Source organism: Halobacillus litoralis (genome assembly GCF_004101865.1).
Classification (GTDB): domain Bacteria; phylum Bacillota; class Bacilli; order Bacillales; family Halobacillaceae; genus Halobacillus; species Halobacillus litoralis_A.
The window spans coordinates 1240083-1258623 of the sequence record NZ_CP026118.1 but is presented as its reverse complement, the minus strand read 5'-3'; the positions used below and the strand labels follow the sequence as shown (position 1 = coordinate 1258623).

General features: G+C 42.1%; 20 protein-coding genes and 1 tRNA gene. 12 read left to right on the top strand and 9 right to left on the bottom strand.

Translation table 11 applies throughout. The features are described 5' to 3' along the window. Nucleotides 1-24 precede the first annotated feature (24 nt). Complete coding sequence (locus tag HLI_RS06405; protein ID WP_128524033.1) at nucleotides 25-2178, top strand: ATP-dependent helicase; 2154 nt, start codon at nucleotides 25-27, stop codon at nucleotides 2176-2178. Between the two features lie 34 nt (nucleotides 2179-2212). Here the strand turns inward: HLI_RS06405 and HLI_RS06400 are convergent, their stop codons facing one another. Continuing rightward, nucleotides 2213-2680 (bottom strand): hypothetical protein, encoded by a 468-nt coding sequence (locus HLI_RS06400; RefSeq protein WP_128524031.1) that lies wholly within the window; start codon nucleotides 2678-2680, stop codon nucleotides 2213-2215. A 277-nt stretch (nucleotides 2681-2957) separates the two neighbouring features. On the opposite strand from HLI_RS06400, the gene HLI_RS06395 reads away from it, so the two are divergent. Further along, entirely contained in the window at nucleotides 2958-3356 is a 399-nt protein-coding gene (locus tag HLI_RS06395; protein WP_128524029.1) for a GNAT family N-acetyltransferase, read from the top strand. 90 nt (nucleotides 3357-3446) lie between these two features. Here the strand turns inward: HLI_RS06395 and HLI_RS06390 are convergent, their stop codons facing one another. The 7 genes from HLI_RS06390 to sigY all read right to left on the bottom strand — a co-directional run bounded on the left by HLI_RS06390 (nucleotide 3447) and on the right by sigY (nucleotide 7334). Next, a complete protein-coding gene (locus HLI_RS06390; RefSeq protein ID WP_128524028.1) occupies nucleotides 3447-4217 on the bottom strand; it encodes an SDR family NAD(P)-dependent oxidoreductase in 771 nt (256 codons plus the stop codon). Between the two features lie 118 nt (nucleotides 4218-4335). Then, on the bottom strand, nucleotides 4336-5109 hold the full coding sequence (locus tag HLI_RS06385) for an ABC transporter permease (RefSeq protein ID WP_128524026.1): 774 nt from the start codon (nucleotides 5107-5109) through the stop codon (nucleotides 4336-4338). Further along, nucleotides 5084-6007 carry an ABC transporter ATP-binding protein gene (locus HLI_RS06380; protein WP_128524024.1) on the bottom strand — a complete coding sequence of 308 codons (924 nt, stop codon included), beginning with the start codon at nucleotides 6005-6007 and terminating at the stop codon, nucleotides 5084-5086. The genes HLI_RS06385 and HLI_RS06380 overlap by 26 nt, the downstream gene beginning before the upstream one ends. Further along, nucleotides 6004-6225 carry a PLD nuclease N-terminal domain-containing protein gene (locus tag HLI_RS06375; RefSeq protein WP_241655948.1) on the bottom strand — a complete coding sequence of 74 codons (222 nt, stop codon included), beginning with the start codon at nucleotides 6223-6225 and terminating at the stop codon, nucleotides 6004-6006. Before HLI_RS06375 ends, HLI_RS06380 begins: the two co-directional genes overlap by 4 nt. Nucleotides 6226-6293: 68 nt before the next feature. Beyond that, a complete protein-coding gene (locus tag HLI_RS06370; protein ID WP_128524022.1) occupies nucleotides 6294-6503 on the bottom strand; it encodes a sigma-Y antisigma factor component in 210 nt (69 codons plus the stop codon). Continuing rightward, nucleotides 6500-6820 (bottom strand): YxlC family protein, encoded by a 321-nt coding sequence (locus HLI_RS06365; RefSeq protein WP_128524021.1) that lies wholly within the window; start codon nucleotides 6818-6820, stop codon nucleotides 6500-6502. The genes HLI_RS06370 and HLI_RS06365 overlap by 4 nt, the downstream gene beginning before the upstream one ends. Next, a complete protein-coding gene (gene sigY, locus HLI_RS06360; RefSeq protein WP_128524019.1) occupies nucleotides 6807-7334 on the bottom strand; it encodes an RNA polymerase sigma factor SigY in 528 nt (175 codons plus the stop codon). Before sigY ends, HLI_RS06365 begins: the two co-directional genes overlap by 14 nt. Before the next feature lie 366 nt (nucleotides 7335-7700). On the opposite strand from sigY, the gene trpE reads away from it, so the two are divergent. The 8 genes from trpE (at nucleotide 7701) to HLI_RS06320 (ending at nucleotide 16011) form a co-directional block, all read left to right on the top strand. Next, nucleotides 7701-9209, top strand: a complete 1509-nt coding sequence (trpE, locus tag HLI_RS06355) for an anthranilate synthase component I (protein ID WP_128524018.1) — start codon at nucleotides 7701-7703, stop codon at nucleotides 9207-9209. Next, nucleotides 9206-10228, top strand: coding sequence for an anthranilate phosphoribosyltransferase (gene trpD / locus HLI_RS06350; RefSeq protein ID WP_128524016.1), 1023 nt, complete (start codon nucleotides 9206-9208; stop codon nucleotides 10226-10228). Before trpE ends, trpD begins: the two co-directional genes overlap by 4 nt. Then, nucleotides 10221-10985, top strand: a complete 765-nt coding sequence (trpC, locus tag HLI_RS06345; protein ID WP_128524014.1) for an indole-3-glycerol phosphate synthase TrpC — start codon at nucleotides 10221-10223, stop codon at nucleotides 10983-10985. Before trpD ends, trpC begins: the two co-directional genes overlap by 8 nt. Further along, on the top strand, nucleotides 10982-11638 hold the full coding sequence (locus HLI_RS06340; protein WP_128524013.1) for a phosphoribosylanthranilate isomerase: 657 nt from the start codon (nucleotides 10982-10984) through the stop codon (nucleotides 11636-11638). Before trpC ends, HLI_RS06340 begins: the two co-directional genes overlap by 4 nt. After that, nucleotides 11619-12812, top strand: a complete 1194-nt coding sequence (trpB, locus tag HLI_RS06335) for a tryptophan synthase subunit beta (RefSeq protein ID WP_431357392.1) — start codon at nucleotides 11619-11621, stop codon at nucleotides 12810-12812. Before HLI_RS06340 ends, trpB begins: the two co-directional genes overlap by 20 nt. A gap of 1 nt (nucleotide 12813) precedes the next feature. Then, the gene (gene trpA, locus HLI_RS06330; RefSeq protein ID WP_128524011.1) at nucleotides 12814-13614 is read left to right on the top strand and encodes a tryptophan synthase subunit alpha; all 801 of its coding nucleotides are present in this window, start codon (nucleotides 12814-12816) and stop codon (nucleotides 13612-13614) included. Between the two features lie 36 nt (nucleotides 13615-13650). Next, nucleotides 13651-14232 (top strand): anthranilate synthase component II, encoded by a 582-nt coding sequence (locus HLI_RS06325; RefSeq protein WP_128524009.1) that lies wholly within the window; start codon nucleotides 13651-13653, stop codon nucleotides 14230-14232. Between the two features lie 363 nt (nucleotides 14233-14595). Then, a complete protein-coding gene (locus HLI_RS06320) occupies nucleotides 14596-16011 on the top strand; it encodes a sodium:solute symporter family protein (protein ID WP_128524007.1) in 1416 nt (471 codons plus the stop codon). 201 nt (nucleotides 16012-16212) lie between these two features. Here HLI_RS06320 and HLI_RS06315 read toward each other — a convergent pair. After that, nucleotides 16213-16285 (bottom strand) — tRNA-Ala (locus HLI_RS06315). Nucleotides 16286-16504: 219 nt separating this feature from the next. Here HLI_RS06315 and HLI_RS06310 point away from each other — a divergent pair. Both HLI_RS06310 and HLI_RS06305 read left to right on the top strand, forming a co-directional pair. Beyond that, nucleotides 16505-17545: an SDR family NAD(P)-dependent oxidoreductase gene (locus HLI_RS06310; protein ID WP_128524006.1), complete on the top strand. Its 1041-nt coding sequence runs from the start codon at nucleotides 16505-16507 to the stop codon at nucleotides 17543-17545. A 30-nt stretch (nucleotides 17546-17575) separates the two neighbouring features. Further along, the gene (locus tag HLI_RS06305) at nucleotides 17576-18424 is read left to right on the top strand and encodes an alpha/beta fold hydrolase (protein WP_128524004.1); all 849 of its coding nucleotides are present in this window, start codon (nucleotides 17576-17578) and stop codon (nucleotides 18422-18424) included. Nucleotides 18425-18541: the final 117 nt, after the last annotated feature.

Sequence of the window (18541 nt, the reverse complement as noted above, 5' to 3'; positions counted from 1 at the left end):
AAATGTTCTTGGAAGGTGAGTTTTATGGAAGAACTATTGAACGGTTTGAACAACGCTCAACAAGAAGCAGTGGTCTCCACAGAAGGCTATGTTCGTGTTATTGCCGGAGCAGGGTCAGGTAAGACGCGTGCATTGACACACCGTTATGCTTTTATTGTCAATGAGCTGGGTATTGATCCTTCAAATATGTTGTCCGTCACGTTTACGAATAAAGCTGCTCATGAAATGCGAAGACGGGTGAAGAAATTGATCGGCGGTGAACAAGATACAGGTTTCATTACAACATACCATGGGTTTTGTGTGAGGGTTCTTCGCGAAGATATCCACCGGTTATTTTACCCGAAAAACTTTGTGATCTTAGATGTTGAGGATCAAAAAGTCTTGTTACGTGAGATCTTTGAAGATATGGGCTTAAAGATGAATGACAAAACGTTTAAAAGGATACTGGACAAAGTCGGGATGTTGAAAGGGAATACCCATTACGTCCAGCAAATGATCCTACGAGGGGAAATGCCGGCTGTTGAAAAAGCTGGAGATCTCGATAGTCAGATCATTCAATATTACTTGAAAAAGCAGAAACGGGTGTATGGCCTCGACTTTGATGATTTACTTAATTTTGTATTTGTTTTATTTGAACAATATAAAGAAGTACTTGAAAAGTGGCAGGACCGTCTTTACTATCTGCAAGTCGATGAGTTTCAGGATAGCAGCTTCAAACAGTTTGAACTAGTTAAAATGCTTTCAGAAAAGCACGGAAACTTGTTCGTGGTCGGGGATCCTGACCAGACGATCTATGAATGGCGGGGAGCAGATCCTAAGTATATGGTAGATTTTGAAGAATACTTTCCAGAAGCTCAAACGGTTTTATTGAAAGAAAATTATCGTTCCACTCCGGAAATCTTATCCCTCGGCAACGCTTTGATCCAGAATAATTATTTCCGTGTTGATAAAGATATGACACCGATCAATCCTCCTGGAGTGAAGGTGATTCATTATCACGGTAAAGATGAGATCCAGGAATCGAAATGGATTGTTCAGCAGATGAAAAGGATCGTAGAACAAAATCAAGCTCGATTAAGTGAGATTGCCGTTTTATACAGAGCCAATTATTTATCTCGTTTTATCGAACAGGAATTGATTGCTGAGAATATCGAGTACACGATTTATGGCGGGTTTAAATTTTTCGATCGGATGGAAATCAAAGATGCGCTAGCCCATTTACGTTTGATTGCAGTTGGAGATGACTTATCTTTTAATAGAATCGTCAATGTCCCGAAAAGACAGATCGGGAAAAAAAGAATGAGCTTTATCAGACAAAAGGCCGAAGAAGATCGCCTATCCCTGTATCAGACCTTGAAGAAATATGCTGATCACGAACGGTTACAACGTACAGGTGCTGAATCATTCATCAATGCGATTGAATCTTTGAGAGAGAAAAGGAAGACAATGAAAGTTTCTGAGCTTCTTCAAGAGGCATTACAAGTGACAGGTTATGAAGCATACAGAAGAGAAGATGGAGACCAACAGCGATTGGACAACCTTGCTGAACTGTTGCATTCAATCGTCCAATATGAGCAGACTCTAGGAGAAACGCTTGACCTGGAGGAGTACTTGCAGATGTTATCTCTTTATACAGATGATGATAGAGAAGATCAAATGGATTCAATTAAGCTGATGACCATCCATACAGCAAAAGGGTTGGAGTTCCCCTATGTATTCTTGATTGGTGTGACTGAGAGTGTGCTTCCGAATGTACGAGCATTAAGGCAGCGGAAAGAGCGGGCCTTGGAGGAAGAACGGAGGCTGGCTTATGTTGCTGTCACCAGGGCAAAACGTGAACTTTATTTGACTGAGTCGGAAGGGTTTCAAAATGGAGGGCAAAAGAAATATCCATCCCGCTTCATTTTTGAGGTGGAAGATGAATTAATTGATCGAATCGGTGAAATAGACGAAGGGTTGATGGATGAAGCGAAAGAATTCATCAAAGCATCCCACCATATGGATATAACATCACCAGCGAGCCACTATGAAAAGGGAATCCGGGTGAAGCACCCGGTCTTTGGGGAAGGTACGATTGAAGATATTGATGAAAAGAAAAATAACTATTTGATTTTTTTCGATCAATTGAAGTCGCCGCGGCCAATCAGTCGAAACTTCAAGAAATTAGAGAAACTATGATATATAAAAGCCGTCACAAACACTGTGACGGCTTTTATATACTGTTGGCAATATTCATAGCATTTTCTGTACGTTCTTCCTCAGATCCATGATATTCGATTTGATAAATGACATCTGCTTCACTTTCATACCATTCAATATAAACATAGTCTTCTTTCTTCTGTACCCCAGCAACAGCTCCGGAGTTCAACGGAATCTGCAGTTCGGATTCTTGAAGAATGTTATCTGGATTGAAAAGGGTTGTGACCAGGACTTTTTCTGAGTTACTAGACTCATAAATGACTTCCACCTGCTCTTCTGAAGTGGTAGCTTTTACGCTGGCCACCTCAAATGGTATTTCATCTGGGAGACCGACTTTTTCTTGCTCTTCCTTAGAGAGTGCTTCGATCGGATCGGCAAAAGAATCAGGATGAGCTTCTTTTAAATCTCCCAAACCCAGGTCTTGAGAAGAACAAGCGATTAAGAATAAGAAAGCTATGAATAGAAAAGTACGTTTGACCATTATTTACAACTCCTCGAATCTATGAAAACTTCCGTACACATTTTACCACACTTTTTTACGTAAGGCTCTGATCTATAGGGTTTTATTTTAGGAGTGAATGAGACACGTTTCCTAGCTGTTTGTGAAAGGTATATAAAAAATATTTTTTTACGTATAAAGTGAAACATACACAGTGATAGATTCGTACAAAGGGGAAGAGATAAAAAAACACTTAACAATACAGGCAGGGTTACGGTAGTAAGGGGAAAAAATCCATCAGGAAGAAAGGTAGGATCATATGGAAGATATCCAAATCCGCTCATTTCTGGAACATGATATTTACGCCGTACAGCAATTGAACAAAAAAGAGGGATGGAATACTCTCGTCCAACAGGAGGAGGAAACCCTGTGTGCATGGTTGAATTCTGAACCCGCATTGATTGCACTTTCAGAGGGTGAGGTCGTCGGTTATCTCAGGGGGCTGACAGACGGAACGGTTACACTGTATATTTGTGAATTGCTCGTCAAAGAAAATTACCGGAGCAGAGGGGTTGCTGAACACCTGATCCGGACCGCACATGAATGTTTTCCGAGTACTCGTGTGGAGATGTTAGCATCAAGCGACTCCGAAGGTTATTATGCCGACCGCGGCTACCGTGCTTTTCATGGATTCCGGAAGTCTGCAGAAGAAATCTGAAAAACCAATGACCATGGGATGCCCTGGTCATTGGTTTTTTTGTACTAATAATCAGAGTCTGTGAAAGTTTGCTGACAGGATCGCCACTGGTCAGCTGTCGATGTAATGAGCGAATTTAGCTGAAACGGATCTTGGGAGCCATTTAGATAGATAAGCCATACTTTGGTTGGCCGTCCCGGGAATGATGACTCTTTTTCCTTTGACAAAGCCCAAAAAGCCGGCTTTTGCTACTGATTCCGAGGACATTGTACTGTTGACTAGTTTTGTATGCTCTGCTTTAGCTGTTTTGAAAAAGTTTGTATCTGTGGCTCCTGGACAGAGGGTAGAGATGGTAACACTTGTATCTTTTAATTCTTCTACTAGCGCTTCTGATAAGGAGAGTACGTAGGCCTTTGACGCATAATAGACAGACATCTTCGGTCCGGGTTGAAAAGCGGCTGTACTTGCAACGTTCAGGACGCCTTTAGGAATAGAACGGAAACGTGCAGCCTTGATTTCAGGTAAGAATAAGTGGGTGAGTTCTGTCAGTGCATTTACGTTCACTTGCAGCATTTTTTGTTGATCTAAGAGAGGGAGCTCATCAAAATAGCCATTTAAACCGAATCCGGCGTTATTCACCAATACGCTAACTGTCAGACCAAGCTCTTTTACTTTGTCATAAACAATTTCAGCTGCTCCGGGCTCTGACAAATCTTGGGGGATGATTGTAACGGGGTGTCCCTCAAGCTCTGTTTTTAGTTGTAGCAGCTTCTCTTCAGTTCGGGCCACGACGATTAAGTTATAACCGGATTTTGCGAAAAGTTTAGCTAATTCATAACCGATGCCGCCAGAGGCGCCGGTGATCAGTGCAGTAGGTTTCATCAATACCTCTCCTTTAATCTGGATTGATAACAGTCTATACCCTATAGAAAGGCAGTACAAATCAACCACCTCAGGTCATCCATAATATGGATGACCTGAGGTGGTATAAAATGGAACTTCATGCGATTTCTTTGTGCTTTAATGTGTAAGTTGCGCCAAAGAGTAAGGCGATGATAACCACTGCCGTGATCAGACTTGTGAACATTAGGTTACTTTCCATTTCTCCATTTTGAAGAATTCCCGGGAGGTAGGATGTAATCATCGCTGGACTCCATTCAAGGAGATGAGAAAAAACACTTGTCAATAAATTCATTAAGATGACTGTACTGATCGTCAAAAATAAAACCAATCCTGGTGATTTAGTCAAGGCATTCATGAACAGGCTGATACTTACGATCAACATGATCCAAAGGCTGTAAAATAGAAAAGCAGTCAGCATGCCGGAAAAAGAGAGAGGATCAAATAAGAGATTCACATAATACCAACTAGCTAAAAGTCCTAATAAGATAGAAGTGAGAATCAAGGTCATATGAGCTGCCCATTTCGCAGTCGTATAGCAGTGATAAGGAATGGGTTTGACAAGAACAAGCTCTGCGACTCCACTTTTTCGTTCCCCTGAAATCGTCCCCATCGTGATTAATGCTATAACCAGCACACCAAGCATATTCAATTGAGATATACTCATCATGAGCACATCAGAGGGGCGGGGTGTCGGTATGTCGATCGTTGCGCCATCTGGAAGTCCGCCAGTGGCTTCAAGAATTTGAGGGAGGTAGTAGGTCGATAAGGGGTCGATGATGCTGAGCAATATGAAGACTAAAGGGACCCATATCCACTTGAAATTCCTTGCCGATTCTAATAATTCTTTATTGTAAATGGTCAGCCATTGCATATTCGTTCACCACCTTCATAAATAAATCTTCTAGGGACGTGCGGCCTACCTCGAATTGTAAGAGCGGCCATTTCTCCTTCGCTGCCAGTGATAAGATTTCGTCTCTGGCATCGAGGGTGTTCTTCACATAAACCTGTAAGACCTGTTTGTTATATTCTGTTTTAGTGACAATTTCAAGTTTGTCTAATTGCTTCTGGTAATTTTCAGGATTATCGGCAAATCTCAGTGAAATTTTGTCTACCTGATGTCTTTCTTTCACATTTTCGAGAGGTCCTGACTCAATGATAGACCCTTCATGCATCAGCAGGATTTCGTCACTTGCTTCCTCTGCATCACTGAGAATATGAGTAGAGTAAAGGAGGGTGGTTTCCTGCTTCAATTCCTCCATTAAATCCAATACATCTCTTCTTCCTAAAGGGTCCAGCGCAGAGACTGGTTCATCCAGCATTAAGACTTTCGGTTTATGAATCATCGCTTGGGCAATACCTAACCTCTGTTTCATTCCACCTGAATATTTAGCTATACGGCGGTTTTTGACTGCATCAATCCCAACTCGTTTCAATAATTGATCCGCCTGCTGATGTGCATCCTTCTTTGAGAGACGGGCAAGGCGTGCCACATAAATAAGGAACTCTCTGCCTGTCATCCACCCATGATACTGGGGATGCTGTGGTAAGTAACCGATATGGTGTCGTATGTCGTCGTCCTTACTTCCCTCTAGCTGTACATCTCCGCATGTAGGTGTGATGAGTCCGGCCATCATTCTTAAGGTAGTTGTTTTTCCGGCCCCGTTAGGTCCCAGAAGTGCAACGCATTTCCCGGGAGATAACTGAAATGATATATCATTGACAGCTGCGTGTTTATCGTATGATTTCACTAAACTTTTCACACTGATCATGAATCTATCCTCCTTCCGAAGATGAAATATGCGATTGGGCCAAGTGTGTTGATGAACAGGATAATCAGTACCCACATCCATTTAGGCCCGTTCGTTGCATCGGTGCGCAGTAAGCTGATGATCGCTGTAATCATCAATATTAATTGAATGATCAAGAGAGGAGCGATAATCGCCAGGTTGTCTTGAATAAATTGAATGGCAGTTTGTGTCATTATCATGATTGAACCTCCTTCATAGTTAAAGAATTTTGAAGTACTAACTTACTCTCTGATCCAGGTGAAAATAATCAAAGGTTTTTACGCCAGGCTGTTCTTGTCAAAATGAAAAAAACGATACTTGGGACAGGGAACTGAATCAAGCCGACGAGTCCCCAGAGCCATGGGACTTTTCCTCTTTTCTTAGCTTTGAGGAATAAAACAGAACTTTGGGTGATGAGAATCATACCGATAAGGATGAACCCCCACAGCGGTATTTCTTCTGGTCCATAATATTTCATTGTCGCGACGCCACCGTTCTAGAAGTTTCTTTAATAAAATAAAGCAGGACCACAAGAGTGGAGATGACTTGAGTTCCAATAAATAATAGAGGGGTATACATTACACTTATTGCTAGGGAACTGAGAAAAACAATGGCTATGATCCATAAACACGTCATCTCTATCCATAATCTCTTGTACCAGGCTTCGGTTTGTTTTTGCACCATATTTTCAAAATAGTGAATGGACGGTTCTTTAATATCCATTTGTTCATCAGTATGTGCTGCTGTTTTCTTCAATATTTGTTCGACGTCACTGGTTTTATCATGACCTTTCATGATGTTGCAGCTCCTTTCGCAATTTGTCTAAACCATAATATACGCGTGATTTAACTGTGCCTGCTTTGACTTTCGTCATACGTGCAATTTCCTCGTATTCGTAACCGTAATAATGCTTCAATACGATAGGGATGCGGTATTGATCTTCCAGCTCCCATAAAGCTTCCTGTACGTCATGCCATTCATGATTGGAGGGTATGGGCGGTGGTTCTCGTCTAAGACGTTCCCTTTCCTGCTGTTCAAAATCCAGCTTTCGTTTCTGTTTTCTTTGCATATCCAAATACGTGTGAGTAGCAATTTGGATAACCCATGTCGAGAAACTTGCTTGCTCTTTATATTGGTGGATTTTTTGTATCACTTTGGCGAGGGTTTCCTGCGTGACATCATAGGCCACTTGTTCATCCCCGCTCATTTTCCATAAGTATTTGACCACAAAGCTGTAGTGCTCTTTCAACAGCTTTGCTAACGCTTGCTGGTCTCCATGCTGGGCACGTGTTATTTCCTTTCGATCCATAATCATTCCTCATTTCCGACTTACTCATAAGACGTATGATGGACGCATTTCGTTCAAATGAATTTATTATTTCGGTATAACCGGCTTTCATTTCTAGTATCTTTGAGTTAAAGAATAATGGAAGTGGACTGGTTGACATTATTGTCTGAATTTTATAGACTATTAGAAAGCATTTTAAAGAGCAGTAGATTAGTTGAGAAGAGAATGAGTTGAGTTGAGGTACCAGGATGAGCAGAGTAGAGTGAGCGAGGGATCATCAGACGAAGGAGCTGTTTGATTGCCTAGCCTTTTTATACCCATTTTTCACCCACTCGTTTTAATCCTCAACGTCTCATTCTCCATAATACTATATGGAGAGGTGAGCACATGACTACTTATGAATCATTTAAAAGCGATGCCGAGACGTATCGCACCATCCCGATTACCCAATCCTTTTATACAGATACATTGACACCGATTCACATGTTTCACGCCCTGAATGATGAAGCGGTCTATATGTTAGAGAGCCAGGATCCGGAGTCGCCCTGGTCTAATTTTTCCTTCATTGGTTTAGATCCGATGATTGAAATCAAGGAAAAGAATCAGACGTTCTCAATTACTGATTTCCATTATAATTCTACCGAAAAAACGACATCCTTCGAAGCAGCTTTTCAAAAAGTTGTCGAAGACCTGCAAGTGAAGCAAGCTGATGTGGACTTACCATTTAAAGGTGGAGGCGTAGGCTACATCAGTTATGATGCGATATCTGATTATGAGCCTGTACCAAGAGCTCCGGAAGATGCACTGGATTTAGCTAATTACCACTTATTATTTTGCCAGACGTTAATTGCTTATCATCATAAAACGAAAGAGACGACCATTCTTTCATTTGCGAGAATGGGCAGACACCAAGATTCAAGAGATGTTTTCAACAGCACAAATGATCGAATAAAAGATATTCAAAAAAGGTTGATGAATTCAAAGGATTTGCCTGACTTGATGCTCCCTGGGGATTTGAATCAAAAGGAAACCGTACAATTCGGAAGTAATTATGAGCCTGGTCAATATAAAGCGGACGTAGAAAAAATCAAAGAGTACATTCGTGCAGGTGACATTTTTCAAGCGGTGTTATCGCAGCGGTTCCATACAGTTACGGAGCGGAGCGGTTTTGAATTGTACCGCGTGTTAAGGAATGTCAATCCATCACCATATATGTTCTTTTTGCAAATGAATAATCTGGAAGTGATTGGAAGCTCCCCTGAACGTTTACTGGAAGTTCAAGACGGGAGACTTGAAATCCATCCCATAGCAGGGACAAGGAAAAGAGGAAAGACTCTCGAGGAAGACAATGCACTAGCGGAGGAGTTGCTGGCTGATGAAAAAGAATTAGCAGAACATCGGATGCTAGTCGATCTTGCGCGGAATGATATCGGACGCGTTGCCGAGTATGGAACAGTCGATGTAAGCGAATATATGACGATCGGACGTTTTTCGAAGGTTATGCATATCATCAGTAAAGTGACTGGAATATTGAAAGAAGAGGTGTCACCGATTGATGCGCTCATTTCTTCTTTTCCTGCAGGGACCTTATCCGGAGCGCCGAAAGTCAGAGCGATGCAAATTCTGAGAGAGCTTGAACCTACGCCGAGGAATCTTTATGGTGGAGGAATCTTATATTTAGGATTTGATGGAAATATCGATTCCTGTATAACAATCCGGACCATGACACTTGTCGGAAAAGACTTGTATATCCAGGCAGGAGCTGGGATTGTCGCCGATTCTGATCCAGAAGCAGAGTTTCAGGAAACATTGAATAAAGCAAGTGCACTAAAAAGGACGATTCAACTAGCTGAGCAAGTTTTTGAGAAGAGTGGAGAAGGAGTGGAGACGAGATGAAAAATACACTGAGCAAAGTCGTATCCGGGGAAATGATTAGTGAGCAGGAAGCCTTCGAAACGATGGATTCGATTATGAAGGGTGAAACGACTACCGGCCAGTTGATGAGTATGTTGAGTGTCATGCGATATCGTGGAGAAACAGTTGCAGAAATGACAGGATTCGTCCGTGCTATGAGACAAAACATGACCAAGCTTGATGTCGAAGACCCGACGATTGTAGATACATGTGGTACAGGGGGCGATGGTGCTTCTACTTTCAACATATCCACCGCCGTATCCATTGTGTTAGCGAGCATGGGAGTAAAGGTAGCCAAACATGGAAATCGGAAAGTTTCCTCTAGAAGTGGAAGTGCCGATGTTTTGGAATCTCTGGGCATTCCGATTGATACGACCCCGGAAGAAGGAGCAAAAGCTTTGAGGGACAAAGGGATGACTTTCATGTTTGCTCCACTTTACCACCAGGCAATGAAGCATGCGGGACCTGCCAGGCAAGAACTGGGGTTTCGTACAGTCTTCAATTTGCTTGGGCCGATGTCCAATCCGGCCAATGCTAAACGGCAATTGATCGGGATTTATGATACAGCATATGCTGAAAAAATGGCTGAAACCCTTCATAAGTTAGGTTCTACTCATGTTTTGTTAGCAACAGGCAGAGATGGTTTAGATGAAATCACGATGACAGGTGAAACCGATCTGGTGGAAATGAGAGATGGTAAGATTACTAGATTTACCGTAAGTCCTGAAGAGTTCGGGTTATCCCGCGGACGTTTAGAGGATATCCGAATCACGGAAACCGGACAAAGTGCAAAGATCATTAAGGACGTTCTTTATGGGAAGGCGAATGAAAGTGCGCATACAATCGTGGTTATGAATGCGGCAGCAGGCCTTTACGTAGCAGGGAAAGTAGCTGACCTTCGTGAAGGTGTCCACCAAGTAGAAAAAGCTATTCGTGAAGGAGTGGCTAAAGACTATTTTGAGTCCATCGTAATGGAGAAGGAGAATCGCCAATATGCTTGAAACCATCTTAGCAGTTAAGAAACAAGAAATAGAAAGACTTTTTTTGCCTGAGGAACACACTTTCACCCATCGTTCTCTTTTCAGCTCTTTAAAGTCTTCTCCTTATAAAGCTGGGTTAATTGCAGAAGTGAAGAAAGCTTCGCCTTCTAAAGGAATTATCCGAGAAGATTTCAATCCCGTTCGGATTGCTCATGATTATAATCATGCTGGAGTTCAGGCTATTTCTGTTTTGACAGACCAGCACTTTTTCCAGGGGCACAGGGACTACCTCACAGACATCAAACAAGTCGTTGATGTACCGGTATTGAGAAAAGATTTTATCATCGACTCGCTTCAAATTGCGGAGAGTGCTTATATAGGAGCGGATGCTATTTTACTTATAGGGGAAGCGTTAGAAGCTGAGAAGCTCCACGAATTGTACCTTCAAGCTTATGAACTGGGGATGGAAGTGTTGGTCGAGGTTCATAGTGAGGAGACATTAGAAAAAATACTTGCTCATTTCACTCCCCGTATTCTGGGAATCAATAATCGCAATCTTCATACGTTCGAAACGAAGTTGTCGCAAACAGAACGGATGGCTGAACTAGCACCGAAAGAATCTCTGGTGGTTTCAGAAAGTGGCATTTTTACACATGAAGATTTAGAGACAGTCGCTGGTTATGGTGCGGAAGGAATTCTGGTCGGTGAGTCGTTGATGAGGCAGCAGAATATCAAACAGGCAGTACGGGCTTTGTTGGAAGGAGTGAACGTATCATGAAAGAACCCATCGTGAAATTATGCGGCAATCACTCTCTCTCCGATGTTGCAAAAACGACATCCTCAGATGCTTCACACCTTGGCTTCATTTTTGTCAGAAAAACGAAGCGGTACGTACGTCCGGAATATGTCAGGCGTTGGGTGAAGAAAATCCGTCCCAAACAAAAACTGGTGGGCGTATTCATTGATCCGACATTAGAAGAGGTTGAAGAAGTACTCCACTTTGTTTCATTAGATGTCATTCAACTGCACGGGAACGAAACAGTCTCGCAGCTTTTAAGAATAAAAGAAGCGTTCGGCTTACCTGTCTGGAAAGTGATTCATCACAAGAATGAAGGCATTCAACAAATGGAAGTGTTTCGCGGTGTTGCGGACGGGTACGTAATTGATTCTAAAGTGCAAGGGGCGTCGGGCGGTACAGGTATACGGTTCGATTGGGAGGCTGTCCCCATGTACAGGGACGCAGCTTATCAACAGGGGGTACCTTGTCTCATTGCAGGAGGAATCAAACCGCAAAACATAGCTGAACTGCTTAAATATAAACCGGAAGGCATCGACCTATCGAGCGGCATTGAAGAAAATGATGGAAAAGATATCAGTAAAATCCAAGCAATTATGAAAGAGGTGGAGCGGAATGTTGCAAGTATTTCCTGATTTTAAAGGACGTTATGGTGATTTCGGTGGAAAGTATGTACCTGAAACATTGATGGGTCCTTTACAAGAGTTAGAAGAATCACTGGACGAGGCTATGAGCGACCCTGACTTCTTAAAAGAATACCATCATGTATTGAAAGAGTACGCTGGCCGCCCTACCTCATTATCGTATGCTGATAAACTCAGTGGTCACCTTGGGGGTGCCAAGATTTATTTGAAACGTGAAGACTTGAACCATACAGGTGCTCATAAATTGAACAACGCCATTGGACAAGCTTTGCTGGCAAAACGCATGGGTAAAGAGAAAATCATTGCAGAAACAGGCGCAGGACAACATGGAGTGGCTTCTGCTACTGTTGCAGCAAAGTTCGGACTGAAGTGTAAAGTTTTCATGGGAGAGGAAGATATCCGCAGGCAAGAACTTAACGTTTTTCGCATGAAACTATTAGGGGCAGACGTCGTATCGGTATCAAGTGGTAATGGGACGCTCAAAGATGCCACAAATGAAGCGATCCGCTATTGGGTTGCGAACTGTGAAGATCATTTTTACTTAATTGGTTCCGTTGTCGGCCCCCACCCATACCCGCGTATGGTGCGGGATTTCCAACGGGTCATCGGTGATGAATCCAGGAAGCAATTTTTAGAAGTGGAAAACGAGCTTCCTGATCGAATATATGCTTGTGTCGGTGGAGGAAGTAATGCGATGGGGATCTTTTACCCTTTCTTAGATGATGCAAGTGAACTGGTCGGGGTAGAAGCGGCTGGTAAAGGAATCGATACCCCAGAACATGCAGCAACACTGTCTAAAGGGACACCTGGAGTGATCCACGGTTCAATGACTTATTTAATGCAGGATGAAAACGGTCAAATTACAGAGCCTTACTCCATCTCTGCCGGACTTGATTACCCTGGCATAGGTCCAGAGCATGCCCATTTGTTCAAAACGAAAAAAGTCCGCTATGAAGCAATTACAGACGAAGAAGCATTGGGTGCATTGAAGTTACTGACAGAAAAAGAAGGAATCATCCCCGCTATTGAAAGTGCCCACGCCCTTGCTCAAGCATTCAAAGAAGCAGGGAATATGTCGGCAGATCAAACGATTTTGATTAATTTGTCGGGTCGTGGTGATAAAGACATGGCGACCTTGATGGAACATTTTCAGGAGGAGGTTTAACATGTTGACGAAGACACCTTTCCAAGGAAAACTGACCAAAACAAAAAATTTGTTCATTCCTTTTATCGTAGCTGGCGACCCGACCCCTGAATATACGATCCAGTTCGCTTTGCGCTTGCAAGCAGAGGGAGCGGATGTTTTAGAGTTAGGTGTTCCCTACTCCGATCCGCTTGCAGACGGACCGACCATCCAACGTGCAGCTAAACGTGCATTGAATGCGGGAATGTCACTCCGCAAAGCCATCGAGTTGGTGCCTGAATTGCGAAAGCACGGTGTGGAGATTCCTATTGTTATTTTCACGTATTATAATCCAGTCTTACAAATCGGTCATGACGAATTTTTTAAGTTATTAGACAACAACGGGGTGGAAGGATTATTAATTCCTGACCTCCCATATGAAGAGAGTGAAGAAATCCGGGAACAGTCGGAGCAGGCAGACATTGAGTTCATTTCTCTCGTGGCACCGAATTCAGACCAAAGAATCAAACAGATTGCTGAACATGCCAAGGGCTTTCTTTACTGCGTTTCAGCCCTGGGTGTAACGGGGGAGCGCAAGGAGATGTCTGAAGAAACTTTGTCCTTCATTGAAAAAGTAAAAGAACATAGCTCTGTACCTGTTGCGGTCGGCTTTGGAATCTCTACGAATGAACATGTGAAACTTGTGCGTGAACATGCTGATGGTGTGATTGTCGGGAGTAAAATCATCCGTTTAATAGAAGATGAACTGAACCATATAGAGAATGGAGAAGGTGACAAAGCCCTTGGGAACTTTTCCGAAGGGGTGAACAGTCTCGTTCAATAGTTTTTTCAAAAGTAGAGCAGAGGGGAGTGGAGCAGAGTGATTTATATGATTGATCACTATGATTCTTTCACTTATAACATCGTCCAATATTTGGGGGAGCTAGGGGAAGAAGTCATTGTGCGGAGAAATGATGAAGTGAGATTAGAAGAGATAGAGGAAATTGATCCGGATTTGATATTTTTATCGCCCGGACCCTGTTCGCCAGATGAAACGGGAATCACTCTAAAAGTAATTGAAATATTTAAAGAGAAGAAACCGATATTCGGTGTTTGTTTAGGACATCAAGCGATTGCACAAGTTTTTGGTGGAAATGTTGTACGCGCTGAAAAGCTCATGCACGGAAAGTCCTCACGTATCTTTCATGATGGGAGAGGAATCTATGAAGGAATCAACAACCCTATGGAAGCGATGCGTTATCATTCCCTCATCGTGGAGTTGAAGGATCTTCCAGAGTGTTTTGAAGTGACAGCCGCTACTATTGAAGGTGAAATCATGGGCATCCGTCATGAATACTTACCGATTGAAGGTGTACAATTTCACCCTGAATCGATTGGGACGAATGATGGCAAGCAATTGCTGCAAAACGTAATTGAAAATCGGATGAAGGCATTAATTTAAGAGAGAGACGGAAACCTATTAATAGGTTTCCGTCTCTTTTAATTAGGTCTTAAGGACTAATTTAACTACAAAATTCTGTCGGGAAATCATTGATTTATTTGAAATTTCATAACAGTAATGCAATTCTTGGAAGTGTTGCGGTTATCGCTTTCATAAAAGATTGTGAAAAAATGTAAGTCTTGAAAAACGCTTGTAAATGATACTTTTAAGAGGTGAAAAAAGCATTTTCACAATTCGATAATCTATGTTAATTTAGATAACGTTGTGTTCAAAGGGCAAGAAAATACATCGGCCGGTGTTTTGACAAGGAAGCAAACCCAGGACTCAGCCAACAAAAAAACATCAGGAGATGATTTAGTAGTTATGGAATTGCAACAAGATCCAACTCTGCTTTGGTTTATAGCAATCTATGGAATAATTATGATAGGTATTGGTATTTTTATGTCGAAGAAGGTGGCCGGCAGTGAAGATTTCGTATTAGCCGGTAAAAGTTTAGGACCTTTCGTTTTGATGGGGACCCTTCTTGCCACCTGGACAGGAAGTGGAAGTATTTCTGGTGGAGAAACGTCAATGGCGTTTACATATGGAATTCTACCTTCCTTGATGATGATGCTCCCAACGTTAGTCGGAATTATCATTCTTTATGTTGTCGCTCCAAAGATCCGGGAGTATGGAAAATTCACCGTAGCCGGAATTCTGGAAGCGAAGTATGGTCGTACATCCCGTAACATTGCGAGTGTCATTATCATCCTTGCTTATGTAGGAATCGTATCTTATCAAATGAAAGGCTTCGGATTCATCCTTAATTTAACGACTGGTATGACAGTACAAACAGGTACGGTAATCGGTGCCGCAATGATTATTTTCCTTGCGATGATCGGTGGTCTTCGTTCTGTATCTCAAACGGACGCGATCAGTGGTTTTCTGATGGTCGGTGGATTGATCGTCACTGTACCGACAATCATTTATGTTGCGGGTGGATGGAGCGAAATCGTCGCTAACGTCCCAGAGTCCCACATGACTGCTACGGGTGGCTTGACAACCATTCAAATGATCGGTTATTTGATGCCTTCCTTATTCTTATTATTAGGTGACCAAAACATGTATCAGCGTCTTGCCTCATCAAAAGGGGACAAATCAGCTAAACGGGCTCAACTTGGATGGTTGATTGCGATGCTCATCATATCGCCATCCATTTCTGTTATCGCTTTTGCTTCACGTTCGATCTTCCCGGACATCGATCCTGGGATGGCTTTGATGGCCACAACGGTAGCAATGCCTATAGCGGTCGGTGGTATTCTTTTAGCAGCTGCAGCTTCATTCATCATTACTACAGGAAACTCTTATTTGCTATCAGCAGCTACCAACTTGACCTATGACCTTTATGGTAAATATGTAAATAAAGACGCTTCAGATAAAAAGCTATTAGGAATGACGAGAATCTTCATTGTAGCCCTTGGTCTATTCGCATTCTTGATTATCAGTTACTTCCCAACAGTCTTAAGTGTACAGATGTACGCTTACACGGTATACGGCGCAGGGCTGACGCCAGCAGTTCTGGCTGTTTTCTTCTGGAAACGTGTCAATGCAGTCGGAGGTGTTTCTTCAATGGTAGCAGGTGTAGTAGCTACATTGACTTGGGAGATCATCCTGCAGCAGCCGTTTGAAGTTAACAGTGTAGTAGTCGCAGTACCTGTGGCTGTCATCGTATTGATTGTAGCCACACTATTGACGACGAAGAACGGTAATCAGACAAATCAAGTGACTTCCAATGCTTAATTAAGGAATAAGAGAACCTCCCGGGCATCTGTATTGATACCCGGGAGGTTTTTTGATGATTTGAGTTGTTATAGATACCATTCGAAAATTCATTGCCACTGTCAGTTACGGAAAACGAGCAGTTTCGCAGGTATTTTGATAGAGAGAACACAAAAACCCCCTTTTTCTGTGAAATCACAGAAAAAGGGGGTTTTTAGGAAGTGGAGCATATCGGGCTCGAACCGATGACCTCTTCGCTGCCAGCGAAGCGCTCTCCCAGCTGAGCTAATGCCCCATAAGATTTGCGGACAATTTCTATTTTATATAGAGCACGAAAAAAAATCAAGGGGAAAATAATCTATCTCCCACTTTAAATTGATTTTACACTGGTTATGTATGGAAAGGAACACTTAAGGGTGATTTCTATCCTTAAAATGTGTTAAAATTTTGCTATGTGCAAAAGTCTTTACAAGTGTAAAATTTTAGCAAATAGATATATGGGTGGGAAAACATCATGAATATACTTTTAACCGGCGTGACTGGATTTGTAGGCAAGAGGTTGACCATGCGTTTACTACAAGAAGGCCATGCTGTTTATGCCATAGTTAGAAATGAAGAAAAAGCCAATCATTTAATAGACTCCGTTCCGAAGCATATAAGGGAAAAACTGTATTTATTTATGGGTGACATTGGAGAACCCAGGGCAGGTCTGGATGATGAGAAGGTACTAGAATTGAAGGGAAAGATCGATACCGTTTACCATATGGCGGCTTATCTGTCTTTCAATGATGGAGAAAAAGAGAGAACTTACCATGTGAATGTCGAAGGTACAAGACACCTGTTAGAACTCGCGAAAGAGATTGAAGTGGATAACTTTTCCCATGTAAGTACTGCTTATACGTTAGGCAATCAAGTACATGCCACAGAAGAATTACATTCCATGGAACAATCATTTGTGAATGAATATGAAAAAAGTAAATGTCAGGCCGAACATCTAGTTTATACCTATAGGGACAGGTTTAATGTGAATATTTACCGCCCCTCCATTATTGTAGGAGACTCAAAAACAGGAGAAGCTGAAACAACGTTTGCTTTATATGGTGTGATGAGAAGTTTTGAAATTCTTCAAAAACGAATGGAAAGACAAAAAGATACACCACTCAAGAAGGTCAAGTTTTTGTGTAACAGTGATACGGCACAGAATCTGGTGCCTGTAGATTATGTGGTGGATGTATTAGTGCTGGGGTTGAACCATGCGAAAAGGAATGAAATCTATCATATTACAAACTCCCATCCGCCGACGAACCAAATGGTGTTCGATACGTTAAAAAACAACCTTCGCTTCAACCAGGTCGAGTTGGTGCCTACATCTTTTGAAGGGGAATTAACAGAACAAGAGGCGAAGTTCAATCAACCTATGAAAGTCTTCCATCAGTATTTGAACAGGACGTTAACATTTGACGATTCAAACACCCAGCAATTGTTGAAAGAAAGTAATAAGCTACCTCTCGACTTCAATGAAGAGGTACTTGATACGATCATTTCCGGGCGTTAGGGTCAATGTAAAGGGTGTAATAAGACAACTATGATAACTATGATGAAGGGAAAAGGGATTCCCTTGAACTATGAAGCCCATATCAATGATAGACGTAAAGAATGGATTGTGTTTTTTCACGGGTTTGGTGGAAATTATACGATTTTCAACAGGCAGATAAGTCATTTTAAGGAAGATTATAACCTCCTGTTTGTCGACCTGCCTGGACATGGGAAATCACCGGATTTCACCGGGGAAGAAAATGTCCTGGCGTTTACGAGTAAGAAAGTGATAGAACTCCTTGATCAAGTGGGTGTACGACAAGCTCACTTGGTTGGTGTTTCATTGGGGACGATCGTCATGCAGGATATAGCCACTAAGTTTCCCGAACGGATCAAATCCATGGTATTATCAGGTGCTGTCGGGAAATGGTTGTGGTGGGGAGAGGCACTCGGAAAATTCACACTGACCTTCCCAGTCCGATCATTATTACCTTATATGATTCCATTTGTGACCTTCGCCTATATTGTCTTACCAAAAAGGAATCATAAAAAATCAAGGGATGTATTCATAAAGGAAGCACTAAAGCTTGGTAAAAGCTCCTATATCAACTGGTTATTCACGGTGAAGGACGCCCATATGATATACAGAACATTGAGAAAGCAAGGAAATCGAATCCCCAAGCTGTATATATCCGGCGAAGAGGATCATATGTTCTTGAAGGGGATTACCACACACGTGCGAAAAGAAAAGGAAGCAGAATTACTGATTTTAAAAGAATGTGGGCATGTATGTAATATCGAAAAGTACCCCCAATTTAATCAGCATGCTTTGAAATTCTTTGAAAGCATTGATAACGAAGTTCTTAAAAGAAGGCTTGAAGCTTCTTCTGGATTGTAGGATAAAAAACCCCAGATTAAAAAGATTCCACTGAAAAAGACTTCTCAATCTAGAGGAGCTGTTAATGTTTGTTTTTGTTTCTCACGAATCGTTTGTCGGTGGTGCTGTCCCCTCATG